Origin of the sequence: Bacteroides sp. LFL-34, from assembly GCF_027257075.1 — a bacterium.
GTDB lineage: Bacteria > Bacteroidota > Bacteroidia > Bacteroidales > Bacteroidaceae > Bacteroides > Bacteroides ovatus.
Window position 1 is genome coordinate 1 of the sequence record NZ_JAPQKZ010000037.1, and the last position, 15,817, is coordinate 15,817.

General features: G+C 41.0%; 10 protein-coding genes and 1 tRNA gene. 7 read left to right on the forward strand and 4 right to left on the reverse strand.

Features of this window, described 5'->3' with window-relative positions; genetic code table 11:
- The first annotated feature begins 219 nt into the window (after positions 1–219).
- From N5O98_RS19600 to N5O98_RS19610, 3 genes are all read left to right on the forward strand, one after another.
- Positions 220–1,236, forward strand: a complete 1,017-nt coding sequence (locus tag N5O98_RS19600; RefSeq protein WP_004304392.1) for an energy transducer TonB — start codon at positions 220–222, stop codon at positions 1,234–1,236.
- Between the two features lie 891 nt (positions 1,237–2,127).
- Positions 2,128–2,994, forward strand: coding sequence for a hypothetical protein (locus N5O98_RS19605; protein ID WP_074705423.1), 867 nt, complete (start codon positions 2,128–2,130; stop codon positions 2,992–2,994).
- Positions 2,995–3,122: 128 nt separating this feature from the next.
- Positions 3,123–3,335, forward strand: a complete 213-nt coding sequence (locus tag N5O98_RS19610) for a hypothetical protein (protein ID WP_004304389.1) — start codon at positions 3,123–3,125, stop codon at positions 3,333–3,335.
- A 55-nt stretch (positions 3,336–3,390) separates the two neighbouring features.
- On the opposite strand, the gene N5O98_RS19615 is transcribed toward N5O98_RS19610, so the two are convergent.
- The 3 genes from N5O98_RS19615 to N5O98_RS19625 form a co-directional block, all read right to left on the reverse strand.
- Positions 3,391–3,810 carry a hypothetical protein gene (locus N5O98_RS19615; protein ID WP_004304388.1) on the reverse strand — a complete coding sequence of 140 codons (420 nt, stop codon included), beginning with the start codon at positions 3,808–3,810 and terminating at the stop codon, positions 3,391–3,393.
- 1 nt (position 3,811) lies between these two features.
- Positions 3,812–4,810 (reverse strand): AAA family ATPase, encoded by a 999-nt coding sequence (locus N5O98_RS19620; protein WP_004311410.1) that lies wholly within the window; start codon positions 4,808–4,810, stop codon positions 3,812–3,814.
- 97 nt (positions 4,811–4,907) lie between these two features.
- Positions 4,908–4,981, reverse strand: a tRNA-Ala gene (locus N5O98_RS19625).
- Between the two features lie 115 nt (positions 4,982–5,096).
- On the opposite strand from N5O98_RS19625, the gene N5O98_RS19630 reads away from it, so the two are divergent.
- Genes N5O98_RS19630 through pulA form a run of 3 tightly spaced genes read left to right on the forward strand, consistent with a single transcriptional unit; the run spans position 5,097 to position 8,020 of the window.
- Complete coding sequence (locus N5O98_RS19630) at positions 5,097–5,399, forward strand: DUF4286 family protein (protein WP_004304386.1); 303 nt, start codon at positions 5,097–5,099, stop codon at positions 5,397–5,399.
- Positions 5,396–5,962 carry a crossover junction endodeoxyribonuclease RuvC gene (ruvC, locus tag N5O98_RS19635; RefSeq protein ID WP_004300848.1) on the forward strand — a complete coding sequence of 189 codons (567 nt, stop codon included), beginning with the start codon at positions 5,396–5,398 and terminating at the stop codon, positions 5,960–5,962. Before N5O98_RS19630 ends, ruvC begins: the two co-directional genes overlap by 4 nt.
- Positions 5,963–6,013: 51 nt before the next feature.
- Positions 6,014–8,020, forward strand: a complete 2,007-nt coding sequence (gene pulA / locus N5O98_RS19640) for a type I pullulanase (RefSeq protein ID WP_061447807.1) — start codon at positions 6,014–6,016, stop codon at positions 8,018–8,020.
- Between the two features lie 80 nt (positions 8,021–8,100).
- Here pulA and N5O98_RS19645 read toward each other — a convergent pair whose 3' ends face one another.
- On the reverse strand, positions 8,101–12,234 hold the full coding sequence (locus tag N5O98_RS19645; RefSeq protein ID WP_061447808.1) for a hybrid sensor histidine kinase/response regulator transcription factor: 4,134 nt from the start codon (positions 12,232–12,234) through the stop codon (positions 8,101–8,103).
- 395 nt (positions 12,235–12,629) lie between these two features.
- Here N5O98_RS19645 and N5O98_RS19650 point away from each other — a divergent pair, with 395 nt between their 5' ends.
- Positions 12,630–15,803 (forward strand): SusC/RagA family TonB-linked outer membrane protein, encoded by a 3,174-nt coding sequence (locus N5O98_RS19650; RefSeq protein ID WP_004311414.1) that lies wholly within the window; start codon positions 12,630–12,632, stop codon positions 15,801–15,803.
- Positions 15,804–15,817 lie beyond the last annotated feature (14 nt).

A 15,817-nucleotide genomic window follows, 5' to 3' on the forward strand; every position in this document is an offset into this window, starting at 1 on the left:
GTTTCGTTATTCGTGTCCATTTCGTCACCTATTGGGCGTGGTTACGAACAAGTAACGTAGCTCCGTCTTGATTTGGCTTCGGCGTGGATTGTAATGGCTCTCGGAATAATTGGCAGCGTTAATGAAACCCCTGTAAATCAAATCCATTACCATATTCTTCCGCATTTCACTTTTTTGTAGTAACTTTGTTCAAAATATGTACCGAAAATCCGGCAACTTATGAAAAAGATTGTTTTCTGTCTTCTGCTTTTAACCTTTTCTTTTCGCCTTGCGGCCCAGATTGACTATTTGGAGCCGGTGAAACCTTTTTCCACTTATACAGGCGAGTTAGGCGAATATTATCGTAGTGTGTTTTCTTTACTTAATACGGGCTTCCAGAAACAGCCTTATGCGCGTTTTGCAGCTATCCCTTCCTTTTCGCCGGAGTATGCAATGTCGGTAGAGAAGAGGAATGGACGTTATACCCTGGTTTCGAACACATTATCGCGTACTTATTGGCAGGCAGAGAAGGGGACGGTGACGGTGGATACTAAATCGGTTGTCATTAGTGCTTCCCTATATCAGTCTTTAGGGGCTATCTTTCGTTTGGTGACAGAACAGGTACAGGATTTGGACGGTTCTACGGCTGGTTTGGATGGAATTGTTTATTTTTTCTCTTCTACGGATGCCAAAGGTAAAGAGCAGATGGGACGTAAATGGTCGCCGGAAAAGGGAACGTTGATGGAACGTCTCGTGTTGGTTTGTCAGTCGGCTTATATGTTATCCCGGGGGGAGAATATTTCGGAACAGACATTGGCGGTGGAGGCCGCTGCTTTATTAAAAGCATTGCAACAGCGCACCAAGGAAGAGCCGGATGCTTATAAGCGGCCGATGTATATCGGAATTTATCCGGTGGGTCCCCGTTCAAAGACACTTTCCGGAAGACAGGTGGAGGAACCTGCTCATTTCTCTGCGATGGCTCCGGAAGAATATATTGCCAGTGAAATGGTTTATCCGTCAGGGCTTTTGGAGAAGAATGTTTCGGGTTATGCTTTATGTGAGTTTACTATTGATAAAGAAGGGGTTATCCTTCGTCCTCATATTCTACGTTCCACTCATCCGGAATTTGCAGAGGAGGCTCTCCGCATTGTCAAAGGAATGCCGAAATGGTCACCTGCATTGGTGGGAGGAAAGCCGGCGGATAGTAATTACACTCTTTATGTTCCTTTCCGTCCGCAACTCTATCGGAATAAATAAGCAACTTTGCATCTAAAGTCCGATTAATAAAAAAGAAATATTGCATTTATAAGTTGAACTTATACTCTCTCCAATAAATAAAAAAAAATAAATTTGCTGTCATCTGTCACAGATTGTAACTTAACTGTTTGATTATGAAAAGTTAATGGCGTGACAGCAGCATGGTGACAGCACTGTGACGGCAATAATGCTGTCACTGCAAAGCTAAGAAGAGATAAACGCACTGCAAAGACGGTATGGTAGAGATGCATACCCAAATCAAGTAAAAATCACAGATGAAGTTTCATTGCCTGAATAGTATTAACCACAGGCAGATAAGCTATTTTATTTATTACCCCTGTACTTACGGGGCGGGACCTGCCTTGTAACCGATAGTTTCAAGCCTTGAAACTATTGGTTTTGCGGTTCGAAACTACAGTTTCATCGCCTTGAAACTTTAGTTTCTCTTGCTTGGAACTATTAGTTTCTTACTGATGAAACTATAGTTTCACACTGATGGAACTTTAGTTTCTCACCGATGAAACTATTCTCCCGTGTAGTTGTTTACTTATTTGTCTTATATAAAATTCTATTGTAACTAAAAAGCTTGTCATTTATTATCTTTCTTTTCAGAAAAAAGAAGTATATTTGCAATCAAGGACCGGACCTTTGACAGCCGGACTTGTATTTATAGGACATTTAATTTATTAGTAGGAAAGTCGCATTTTCGAATAGATGATAAATCAAATGTCCGTGCCAAGCTTATATCCCTATCGATATATAAGTTCTGGTGCGGGCATACTGTATTTTTCATCTATGGGTATGCGACTACCTCTACTAGGAAATACATGTATCGTTCGCACCTTTTTTTATATCTGGTTGCGACGCATACATCTAAAAATAAAACGAGGTATGACAACAAAACAATGGATTGGTATTGAAGAAGCGGCAACCAAGTATCAGGTATCTACCAGACGTATTATTACTTGGTGTGAAAGGCAAGAGATTATTTATTCAGAAGTCGGCGATTATCTAATGCTTGATGAAAACAGTCTGACGGATTGTCTTGAACGAAATATTCGGTTCAGTCTTTCCGAAGAAGAACACAAACGCCGGATGGATGAGAAGATGAAGGAAAATGAAGAGGAATTTTTTCTACTTCAATCACTGAAAGAGTTAACCCCATTGATCCGGTTAATAATAAAGGAGCTTGCCGGAATGATAAGGAATGATGAAAGACGGCAACTATTTCTTTATACCGTCTTACAAGGAAATATTAAGGATTTTAGTATCCGGAAACGTATGAAATATCGTCAAGCACAGAAGGCATTTGAAGGACTTGTGCAGGAAATAAAATCTCAAGCGGGATTCCTTAGGACGTATAAAGAAGAAAATATCCGTCTTAAAGCAACAGTACGGGCGTATGAAATGAAATTCCGCCAAAATGGCTTTGATAATGATATGTTCATGAGAGAGGCGGAAGAAACGAATCCGGAAATTTTTATTCCCGAAGATATAAAAGCGGCAAAGGCTTTACTTGATACTCCTATCACAGAATTGAAATTCGATATTCGGTCGCAGCGGATCATTTCTGAAGCTGATATAAAAACACTTCGAGAACTGCTACAAATCACTTCTCAATATGGGTTTAGGAAGTTGCGTGATATGTTACGGAATTTCGGGCTGGTTTCACAAAAGAAAGTGGAAAAACGCTTGAAAGAGCTGAATGTACTGGACGTTGCCGGCAACTGCAATTTATATAGGTATCTGGATGAATGACACAGATTGGGCTGGAGTGTTTCTTTGATAGTATAATAACATGGCTGATTTCTTCAAAAATCATTAAAATAGAAAACTTTTCTTCGTTTGTATTGTCTTATAGCCATAAACTTTTAAAACGAAAACTTATGGATGATATGATTAACAGGCATGATTCGATAGCCGAGGAAAATATCGAGCCGAATGGTCGTCCGGCTAAGGACCAGTTTGAGGAATGGAGCGGCGAGGTTGCCGACCGTGCCGATGACGCATTTAAGAATGACAAGAAAGACGGTCCCATTAAAGATCGTGAGAAACGTATAAAAGAAATGGACGAAGTGATTAAAAAGGACCTTGAATAAAGGTCCTTTTTTTGCTATTTATGCAAAAAAAAAGGAAGTCTGATTTGTCGGGATATTATTTGATTGTAATTTCTATTTGTATATTCTTGGGTATAAGCTCTACTCCATATTTTTTCTTGAACATAGCTTTAGCTCTTTGTACCGAAGTGTCATTGGAGGGATTACGGCTTGATACAATAATAGCCTTTTTTTTAATTGTATGGTTGGGGGCTGATAATTGCTGGATACTGGCTTCCAGTTGTTCAACAGCATGAGGCAGATCTTTCCCCTTTAATTCAACAAAATATTCGTTGTGACAATGGTCGAGTATCAGGTAGTCACATCTGATGCCATCAGTAATTTGGCAACCATCAACCTTTATTTTTGTGAGTAGATGCTGATTGGGATTTGAGAAAACGCATTTGCATTTATTTTCTTTTACTACCAGCAACTTATCTGTTACTTCCCATGTGCAGGCTTGTTTGAATATTGCCATATTATTCTAAATCTAATAATGAAGAAAAAATCCTTCCCTGTTCATCTGAAGTAGAGTCTATTTGGTCGGCGACAATGATGTTATATTCTTTATCTAAGATAGAAATGATATGTCCTTTTTCTATCTTATAGGCAGTAATTTTATTAAAGTCAACCCAACTGCTTTTAGGCATGAGTGCTGCAATCTCTTCTTCTTTTTCCGGGTGTAACTTAGATACGTTACCGGCTTCTAGCATATTGTTTAAAGCCGACAGTAGATATGGGCTATGAGTTGTTATTGTCAGCTGATGACATTCTTTTACTATGTGTTGGAGCAAAGCAATTTGAGTTTCAGGAAAGAGATTAAGTTCCGGTTCTTCTATTACGAAGTGAGTGTCCGATTGCTCCTTGGTGATGTAATCAATAACCATGAGTAAGGGTACGACGGATTGAATACCCGACGATGCGTCTTTGAATGGAATGATTTTATCATAATTGCTTAAAACTAGATTCTCACTAGCCTCACGGACTTGGAATATTATATTGAAAATAGGAACTTGATAATTTACGAATAGGTTCTTTGCTTTTTCATAGAAAGAGGCAAATTCCAACAATGTGACTGGTATAGGTGCTTTGGACAACACCAAAGTAGCTATGGAGCGGGAGAATGTACTAATGAAGAAGCGTTCTGCCGGAATGTATAAATTATGGCTTGTCGAATGGTACGAAAAAGTGAAATTGAAGGAACCATCTTCGTAGGTGATATCTCCTTGTTCTGAAGAATAACTAATATAGCTGTCCGGATTAAAATACGAAATAATATTGTACTCGGAGAACTTAGTCATTAAATAGTCGGAATCAACCTTCAAAACTTTATCCCTACTATTCTCGAAGATAGTAATTAGTTTGGCCACTGTGCTCTTTCCGGCTCCTTGTTCACCTATGAAGATATTGAAGTCTTTCAATGCAATATCTGCTGAAGCGATAGCTCCAAAATTACGAATGATAAGTTTGCGCTCCATAATTATCAAATAACTTGGTTCTGATTCGTACAATATAATTACTTCAAGAAGGCTATCAAAAAAGAGCAACTCTTTTGGAAATTGCTCTTTTAAAAAGTGGAGCGTATCGGACTCGAACCGATCACCTCGACACTGCCAGTGTCGCGCTCTAGCCAGATGAGCTAACGCCCCTTTTCTATCTTATATGATAACGTTTGTAAACGAATCTTTTTTGTTGCCGCAAATATAATGCATTATTCTGAAATAATTGCTATGTTTGCGGTAAATAATAGTATGAAATTAAGATATGCTGATTTATAATACAACTTTTCAAGTGGACGATGACGTTCACGACAATTTCATGATTTGGATAAAAGAGAGTTATATTCCTGAAGTACAGAAACACGGTGCGTTGAAGGCACCCCGCATTTGCCGGATATTAAGTCATCGGGAAGAAGGAAGTGCGTATTCTTTGCAATGGGAGGTGGAAAGCAGTGGATTACTACATCGCTGGCATCTGGAACAGGGAGTGCGGCTAAATGACGAACTGGCAAAAATATTTAAAGATAAAGTGATCGGGTTTCCGACCCTGATGGAGGTGATAGAGTGATTCAACCGGTAAAAGAAAAGATAATCCTGGGGATTGACCCCGGTACGACAATCATGGGATACGGTGTTCTAAGAGTGAAAGGAACCAAGCCCGAAATGATTGCGATGGGGATTATCGACTTGCGTAAATTTGCCAACCACTATCTGAAACTTCGCCATATCCATGAACGGGTATTGAGTATTATTGAAAGTTATCTGCCTGATGAGCTGGCTATTGAAGCGCCTTTCTTCGGTAAAAATGTACAATCGATGTTGAAGTTGGGCCGTGCACAGGGGGTAGCGATGGCAGTGGCGTTGAGCCGGGACATTCCGATTACGGAATATGCTCCTTTGAAGATAAAGATGGCTATCACCGGAAACGGGCAGGCATCCAAAGAACAGGTAGCGGATATGTTGCAGCGGATGTTGCGCTTTCCCAAAGAGGATATGCCTACTTTTATGGATGCAACAGACGGATTGGCAGCAGCCTATTGTCATTTCCTGCAAATGGGGCGGCCGACCATGGAAAAAGGTTATAATAGCTGGAAGGATTTTATAGCGAAGAATCCGGATAAGGTGAAGTAAAGCGACTGATTATAGGGATAGATATAAAGGAAATATCTAGGGGAGGTTTAAATGAAGATGGGAAGTAATTATTTAGCAATATTAGGGGTGACTACAGTGACAACAGTAATGAGCTGCTCCCCTGCGAAAAAGGAATATGCTTCTTTTGAGCTGTATCCGGTTCGTACGGGAAGTCTTACGGAAATGGAATATACGCCGTTGGCAACCAAATTTTATCTTTGGTCACCAACTGCAGAAGAAGTACGCCTGATGCTATATGATGCCGGTGAAGGCGGACATGCTTATGAAACAGTAAAGATGGAGCCCACAGAAGATGGAACCTGGACAACTTCAGTAGATGAGAACCTGCTTGGCAAATTCTATGCCTTCAATGTAAAAATCAATGATAAATGGCAGGGAGACACGCCGGGAATCAATGCCCATGCTGTCGGAGTGAATGGGAAACGTGCTGCCATTATTGACTGGAAGACTACAAATCCCGAGGGATGGGAGAGTGACAGACGTCCTTCTCTGAAATCTCCTGCTGATATGATTATCTATGAAATGCATCATCGTGACTTCTCGGTTGATTCTACTTCGGGAATTAAGAATAAAGGTAAATACCTCGCATTGACTGAACACGGGACCATGAATTCAGATAAGTTATTGACCGGTATCGATCACTTGATAGAACTGGGAGTGACACATGTACATCTTCTTCCTTCTTCTGATTATGCTTCTATCGACGAAACAAAACTGGAAGAAAACCACTATAACTGGGGATATGATCCGGCGAATTATAATGTGCCGGATGGCTCTTATTCAACTGACCCTTATCAACCTGCCACTCGTGTGAAAGAGTTCAAACAAATGGTACAAGCACTGCATAGAGCTGGTATCCGTGTGATAATGGATATGGTTTATAATCATACTTTTAATACCGTTGAAAGTAATTTTGAACGTACTGTTCCCGGTTATTTTTATCGTCAGAAAGAAGACGGGACATTGGCAAATGGTTCCGGATGCGGTAATGAGACGGCAAGTGAACGCCCTATGATGCGCAAGTTTATGATAGAGTCCGTTCTTTATTGGATAAAAGAATATCATATTGACGGTTTCCGTTTTGACTTGATGGGAGTGCATGATATTGAAACCATGAATGAGATCCGGAAAGCGGTGAACAAGGTTGATCCTACCATTTGTATTTATGGAGAAGGTTGGGCAGCCGACACTCCCCAATATCCGGCAGATTCGTTGGCAATGAAAGGGAATGTTTCCCACATGCCGGGAATTGCCGTATTCTCGGATGAATTGCGTGATGGGCTTTGCGGACCTGTGTGGAAAAAGGAGAAAGGGGCTTTCCTCGCCGGAGTTCCGGGAGCAGAAATGAGTGTTAAATTCGGAATTGTGGGTGCTATTGAGCATCCGCAAGTACGGTGTGATTCTGTTAATTATAGTCAGAAACCGTGGGCGGAGCAGCCTACCCAGATGATTAGCTACGTTTCCTGCCATGACGGTTTGTGCCTTGTTGATCGCTTGAAAGCAAGTATGCCGGGCGTTACTCCCGAGCAACTGGTCCGGCTTGATAAGCTTGCGCAGACGGTAGTCTTCACTTCGCAAGGTATTCCTTTTATCTATGCGGGAGAAGAAGTGATGCGCGATAAACAAGGGGTGGATAATAGTTATAAGAGTCCGGATGCAGTCAATGCTATCGATTGGCGACGTAAAACGACGAACGGAGATGTTTTCATGTATTATAAGCGACTCATAGATCTGCGTAAGTCCCATCCCGCTTTCCGTATGGGAGATGCGGAAAAGGTTCGGAAGCATCTGGAGTTTCTTCCGGTGGAAGGACAAAACCTGATTGCATTCCGCCTGAAGGATCATGCGAACGGAGATAGTTGGGAAGATATTATCGTGGCTTTTAATTCCCGTATGACTCCTGCGCGTTTGGAAGTGCCTGTTGGTAAATATACAGTGGTATGCAAAGATGGTGTGATAGATGTGCGTGGATTAGGTACGCAGATCGGACCGGAAGTAATTATTCCCGGACAGTCTGCATTGATTATGTATAAGTAGCTTTAGTCATTATTTGTCATATCAATAACGGCTTTCTTTCTAATTTAGATTCTTGTTTGTAACAAGTCTAATTCTGTTTGTTACATCTGTTGTTCTTTATATTCACTCGGTGAAATTCCGTAAAAGTCTCTGAATGTATTGGAAAAATGAGAGAGGTTGGAGAAGCCTGTAGCGTATGCAACTTCCGAAACGCTTAGATTCTTCTCACGTAGCAGATTGGCAGCTTGTTTCAGTCTGATAGAACGAATGAAATCTCGTGCTGACTGATTAGTCAACTCCTTTAATTTGCGGTGCATATGTACGCGGCTCATTCCAACGTTGGCTGCCAGCATCTCTACATTAAGGGTAGGGTCGGCAAGATGGTCATTGATGGTTTTCATTACTTTACTCATCAAGATCTCATCATTGGACTTCATTTCTATCTTTGTTATTTTTTCTTCTACTTGTTGTTCACCTACCAGTTTGCCGCGCAGTCTTTCCCGATTGGCTATCAGATTACTGATAGTAGTTCGTAATAATTCAGTGTTGAATGGTTTTACGATATAAGCATCTGCTCCAATTTCAAGCCCTTCGATTTGGTCTTCGGCTTTCGATTTGGCGGTTAATAATATAATCGGTATATGATTGATATTGATATTCTGTTTTATTTTCCGGCAGAGAGTGATCCCATCCATTTCGGGCATCATAACATCACTGATGACGAGATCGGGTTTCTCCTTCAAAATGGTTTCCAGTCCTTCCCGTCCATTTGTACATTCATAGATACGGAAATCACTATCCAGTTCGCTACGTATGTAGCGGCGTATTTCTTCATCATCTTCTACGATTAAGACGCGATAACGTGTTTTTGCTTTGGGTTTCCTGTACTCGTTAGTTTTGTTTTCTTCTTCCGTTTCATAGATCGAATCTTTGGGAAGTTGGGAGATTGTTGGTTCGCTTCCGGTTTCTTCAGGATTTTCCAGTTCTTCTGCTTTCAAGTGATTACTACCTAACGGCAGGCGGATGATGAAACGGGTTCCTTGTCCGTCTTCGCGGTTTTCTGCTTTGATGATGCCGTGGTGCAGTTCCACTAACGACCGTGAAAGATGCAGTCCGATTCCTGTACCGAAATTAGATTGTGTCATGTCGTTGTCAATCTGATAGAAACGTTCGAATATTTGTTCTATTTTGTTTTTGTCAATACCGATTCCGTTATCGGTGATATCTATCTCGAAATAATCTTTCAAAGCACTCCGGTAGGCATCGTTGTGACCGGTTTTCAATGACACTTCGATATTTCCTCCCTCATGTGTATATTTGAAAGCATTGGAAAGGACATTCATCAATACTTTGTCAAAGTTATTTAGATCAATCCATACTTTCAGAGAATCAGCACCTTCCAGTTCTTTTTCGAAAGTAAATGTGATGTTCTTTTTTTGCGCTTGATAATTGAATGTTTGCATCAAGTCATTGATAAATCCTACGATGTCTGTTTCCCGGAATTTCAGATGCATTTGTCCTTTGTCCAGTTTTCGTATGTCCATCAGTTGATTGATCAGACGTAGAATACGTTGGGCATTCCGGTAAATCATGAGATAAACCGGTTGTTTCTCGGAATGTTCGGCTAACAGTTTCTCTAACGGGCTGATGATAAGAGTCATCGGGGTACGTATTTCATGTGAGATATTAATGAAGAATTGTAATTTGGCTTCGTTAATCTGTTCCATGTGTTTTTGTCGCATCACTTCTTGCCGGTGGCGGATACGTGACAGAATATACATGGTAAGAGCATAGATTAGTAATGCTCCGAGGCATCCCCAGATTACTTTTGCCCACCAGGTCTGGTACCAGGGTGGAGTGATGGCAATAGTAACTGTGCGGATATTAGAGAAATTATTATGGTCGCGTGCCTGTACGGAGAAAGTGTATTTCCCCGGTTTCAGACTGCTATAAGTCACCCGGTTTGTTCCCGGTTGCGTACTGATCCATTCATCGCCTAATTCTTTTATCTTATATTGATAACTAATCCGGTCGGGATTGCTGAATTCCAAAACAGAAAAATCAATGCTGAATGTATTTTCATTATATGCCAGTGTAAATTGCTCGGTATCCATGACAGCAGTATCAGTGATGACATTGTTGCCGGATTTATCCCCTTTTTTCACAGGGCGGTTAGCAACGTGAAAGCCGGTAATCAATACATTCATTTCTTTTTTGATTTCGGTGATATCCTGGGGGTAGAAAGCTGTTACTCCATTGGTACCTCCAAAAAATATCTTGCCGCGTTTATCTTTAAATACAGCAGTGCGCGTAAACTCATTTCCTTGCAGACCGTCGCCTGCATAATAGTTGATAAACTTCTTTTCCGGAGGATTCAGTTTGGAGATTCCCTGATGGGTACTGATCCATATATTTTTTTTCTCGTCTTCAGCCAGGCCGCAAATAATATCACTGGGGAGTCCATCGGCAGTAGTGAAAAGTACAGGTGTTAGTCTGTCTTTATTCAGGCAGACCAATCCTTCGGAAGTACCAGCCCAGATCTCTCCATTACTACTTTCCAATAAACTGTAAACGACATACCCGGGGAGGAGATTGTTTTGCTTTTTATAATTGATAAAATTGTCCGTTTGAGGATTGAGTACGGCCAGACCTTTATAAGTGCCGATCCATATCATTCCCTCTCTATCTTCCAGTAGGTAGCTGATCCAATCGTTTGGAAGTCGGTTGATGCTCCAGTCATCGTTTTCGTTGCGGGTAGATTCGTAATAGGTGACATGTTGAGTTGGTAAATTGATTTTGTATAAGCCCGAACCATAAGTACCCACCCAGAGATTCTTGTTTTTGTCTTCAATGATGCAGGAAACTTTGGGCTTGCCTGCGTTAAGATTTCCTTGTAAAAGCGAGGTGGCATCTTGACATGTTCCGGTTTGTTTGTTCATCCGTGCCAGACCATTGAAGTAAGATCCTAGCCAAAGTTCCTGATTGGAATCTTCATAGAGACATAGGATAGTGCCGGGGACAGATTGGGGATTACCTGCCTGATGGGTGTAATGGCGTAATTGTTTTCCCTGATCGTTTATGGCATATAATCCGTCGTTATCCGTACCTATCCAGATTGTAGCTTGTTCATCTGTATGAATAGCCATAACACAGCTGGAACCAATGGTGTTGTTGTGTATTGATTTGTAGCCGTAGTAGTCGAACTTATTTGAAATGCCGGGCACTAGTATCAAACCTTTCTGAAAAATGCCCAGCCATAAATTGTGATCTTTATCTTCGATTAACGAGTGAACCTTGGATTTGGAGAAGTCAAAGGGACCCGCATTAATCTCACTGTCCACAATAATATCTTGTTGAGGCTGATATTCTTTTACTCCTTCACCGTCTGTTCCTATGATAAGTTTTCCACGGGTATCAATGATGAGAGTCCGGATATTCAAATTCATCCGGTTTTGGTAGAGGACAGGTTCGAAGTTTCCTTCCTGCCGGGATGATAGTCTGAAAAGACCTTTTGTCAAGGTTCCTACGAAAATTTGTCCGTGTGCATCCTCACAAATGGCAGAAACGTCATCACCTGCTATATGATAAGGTGCTTTATAGCTTTTAAGCTCTTTATTTTCCGGAGAATAACGGTAAAGTCCTTTTTCTTCTGTAGCAATCCATAAATTTTGCCGGGAATCTTCGAAAATGACATTCAGGTAGTTACTACCTATCCGGTCTGTCAGTTCGGTTTCGATATGGAAGGAGGCGGGATTGCTGTTCTTTTTTAGGGATATGGCGCCTTGTCCGGAAGTTGCTATCCAAAGATCTCCGTTCCGGCGTTCAATAATGGAAGTGATATGAGGATTCTTTCGTCCGTCTTTCCGAGAGATGAATAATTCGTGAAAGTTGTCTGTGGCGCGGTCATATCGCTGTAAGCCATTGATGCATCCGATCCAGAAATTACCGCGACTGTCTTCGAATAATGTCCGTACATAGTTGTTTTTCAAACTGGTGCTATCCGTAGCATTATGTCGATAGATCGAGAAACGTGTCCCGTCGAATTTATTAAGTCCGTTTTCGGTAGCTATCCAGATAAATCCTTTCCGGTCCTGATATACGGCATTGATCAGACTGTTGGAAAGTTCTTTGTCTGTTGAATAGAATTTGCCGGTCTGTGCTTTCATAACAGGAGTGCTTCCTATCAGGAAATAGTATATGGAAAAAAGGAATAGGATTTGTGCTTTCATACTCATTAATATAAGCAGGGTTTATTGGTGCTTTTTATATAGACAAAGATACTATATTAAATTAAAATAGCATTAGCTTTGTTACTTTTCCTTTTACTGATGTTACGTGCAAACCCTTTAGGGATGCTTCTGGGAGGGGTATGTAACGGGTGTGCAATAGCTTGTAACGTACATGCAAGTGTATGTAACCGCCTGTCAATTGCTTGAAACAAAATCTCCACCTATGCTTGATATATTATCCATAAATTTGCATTAACCAAAAAAATGAATTGTCGGACACCTTAAAATAATAACTGCTTATGGAAACATGAATTCCTTACTCTATTCCTTATTATAAATAAGAAGAGAAAAACCTATAACTTGGATTAACCACTATCATTATTAATTAAAAAAATGATTTTATGGAAAGCACAAATCATTATTTTCGACCGTTAGGTCTTATCATTCTTTTCTGCCTCTTCCCTGTATGGGTATTGGCACAGACTGTTTCCGTGACGGGGATGGTCAAAGATGCATCGGGCGAACCGATTATCGGAGCCAGTGTAGTAGAAGCTGGCACTACCAATGGTATAGTTACCGATTTGGATGGTAATTTTAAGTTGAATGTATCAGCCAAAGGTAGCTTGAAGATTTCTTTTATCGGATATCAGACACAAACGATTCCTGTAGCCGGGAAAAAGCAGTTTGATATTACCCTCAAAGAAGATGCAAAAGTATTAGACGAAGTAGTTGTAGTTGGATATGGTCAGATGAAACGTAGTGACCTGACCGGTTCTGTTGTATCGGTCAACGATGAAGCCATTAAGAAATCTGTAGTGACTTCCGTTGACCAGGTACTGCAAGGACGTGCTGCTGGTGTGCAGGTACAGGCTAATAGCGGTATGCCCGGTGGTAGTTCTTCCATCCGTATTCGTGGTATCAACTCTTTGAATGCCTCCAATGAACCTATCTTTGTCATTGACGGTGTTATCATCGACGGTTCCACAGGTTCGGGAAGTGATAATGCACTGGCATCTATCAATCCTTCGGACATCGTCTCTATGGACGTATTAAAGGATGCTTCCGCCACTGCTATTTATGGTGCGCGAGCTGCAAACGGTGTGATTATGATTACTACCAAACGTGGACAGAAGGGTGAGGCGCAAATAACTTATGACGGATATATAGGATGGCAGGAAATGCCTAAAAAACTGGATATGCTGAATCTGCGTGAATATGCGGAGCATAAGAATGTTCGTTCAGGAAAAGACTATTCGGGAAATGATTGGGGAATAGTGAACAAGGATAATAACTTTGTTCGTCCGGATTTACTAGGTGAGGGTACAGACTGGCAGGATGAGATGTTCTCTAAAGCTATGATGACCAGTCATAATCTTTCTGTGACCGGAGGTACTGATAAAAGTAACTATGCATTGGGAGCAGGTTACCTCAATCAGGATGGTATTGCTGTTGGTTCAGGGTTCAGGCGTCTGAACTTACGAGGTAGTTTTGATGCCCAGGTGAAGAGCTATTTAAAAATGGGTATTAACTTTGCGTTTAGTAATTCCCGTCAGAAATTGACTGTATCTGACGAGTCGTTGATTAGAACTGCTTTATTGCAGAGTCCGAGTGTGGCTGTTCGTAATGCTGAAGGCACATTTGACGGACCGGATACGGACGAATGGGTACAAACGAATCCGGTGGGTCTTGCCATGATTAAGGATAACCGCAACGAGAAAATGGGTATTCGGGCAAACACCTATGCTGAAGCTACTATCATTGACGGACTGACGTTTAAAACGGAATTGTCTTTCGATTATGGGGTAACTAATACTTATAAATTTGATCCCTCATATACTTTTGGTGCGATTGAAAATACGGACCGTCAGGGGACTTTCTCCAAATCATATAATAAGTTCTGGAGTTGGAGAAATATCGTGAATTACATGAAAACTTTTGGAGTGCACAATGTGAATGCAATGATTGGCCAGGAAATGCAGGAGAGCAAATGGGAATATCTGATGGGAAGCCGTATGGGATATTTGTCCAATGCTGCAACCGATCTGACATTGGGAGATGCCGCAACAGCCAAGAATAATGGTAATAGTGGAGAAAGTTCGATTTTATCTTATTTCGGCCGTCTGTTCTATTCATACGATGACAAATATCTGTTGACATTTACTCTTCGTCGCGACGGTTCTTCCAAATTCTACAAAGATAATCGTTGGGGATGGTTCCCGTCGGCTGCTTTGGCTTGGAAGGTTTCCAATGAATCTTTTTTGAAAGACAACAATATTATTAATAATCTGAAATTGCGTTTAGGATGGGGTGTTGTAGGTAATCAGAATGTGCCTAATAATGCATATAAAGCCATTTATTCATCTGTTGCTACCGTTTGGGGAACAGGATTGCTGGCTGGCAATACTCCGAATCCCGAATTGAAATGGGAGTCTACTTATTCAAGTAATCTGGGACTTGATATTAATCTTTTCCAGAACAGGATTGAATTGATAGCCGATATTTATTATAAGAAAACAAATGATTTGTTGTTGCAAGTGCCTCTTCCTGCTTATGTGGGAACTTCAGGTCAGGGCTCTACTTCCGCACCCTGGAAGAATGTGGGTTCTTTGGAGAATAAAGGACTTGAGTTGACTTTAAATACAGTGAATATTGATAAAGGCGGATTTCAATGGAGAAGTAACGTGGTATTCTCTATGAACCGTAATAAAGTAAAATCGCTGGATACGGCAACCAGCCTGATAGATAAGAGTAATCAGACAGGCGAAACAATAACCGTACTGACACGTACATCAGTAGGAAACCCTATCGGACAGTTTTATGGTTATAAAGTGATTGGCCGCTTTGAAAAGGCTACTGACTTTTACTATAAAGATGCTTCCGGAGCAATTAAGCCGGTAGCATTGCCTGAAGGTATGTCGATTTCCAAGAATAGTATCTGGATTGGTGATTATATTTTTGAAGATGTAAACAAAGACGGTGTTATCAATGAACAGGACCGTACTTATATCGGTAATCCTGAACCGGACTTTACTTTCGGCTTCGGTAACTCTTTCTCTTATAAAGGCTTCGACTTGAGCATTAACCTGACCGGATCGGTGGGAAATGAAGTTGTAAACTGGGGGCGTCGTGAACTTGAAAATCCACGGGGCAATAATAATATCCTGAAATCGGCGTTGGATTATGCACAACTGGCTTTGATTGATCCGAATGGTCCGGATGATTATCGGAATATACAGATTGTAGGCGGTGACCCTTATGCTTGCCGTATGGCTATTGCCAAAGGGACAGATGATTCCAATTATCGTTTCAGTGACCGCTTTGTGGAAGATGGTTCTTTCCTGCGTATTCAGTCTATCTCTTTCGGCTATACGTTCCCGCGTAAATGGTTGGCACCGATTGGTATTCAGAATCTGAAACTTTATTGTAACCTACAGAATGTATATACATTCACAAAATACAAAGGGATGGACCCGGAAATAGGTTCTGCCAATCAGGACGCTTTGCTTACAGGCTTTGATAACTATCGTTATCCTTCTCCGCGAATTTATACATTCGGTCTGAATTTAACCTTTTAATCATTTAAAGTGAC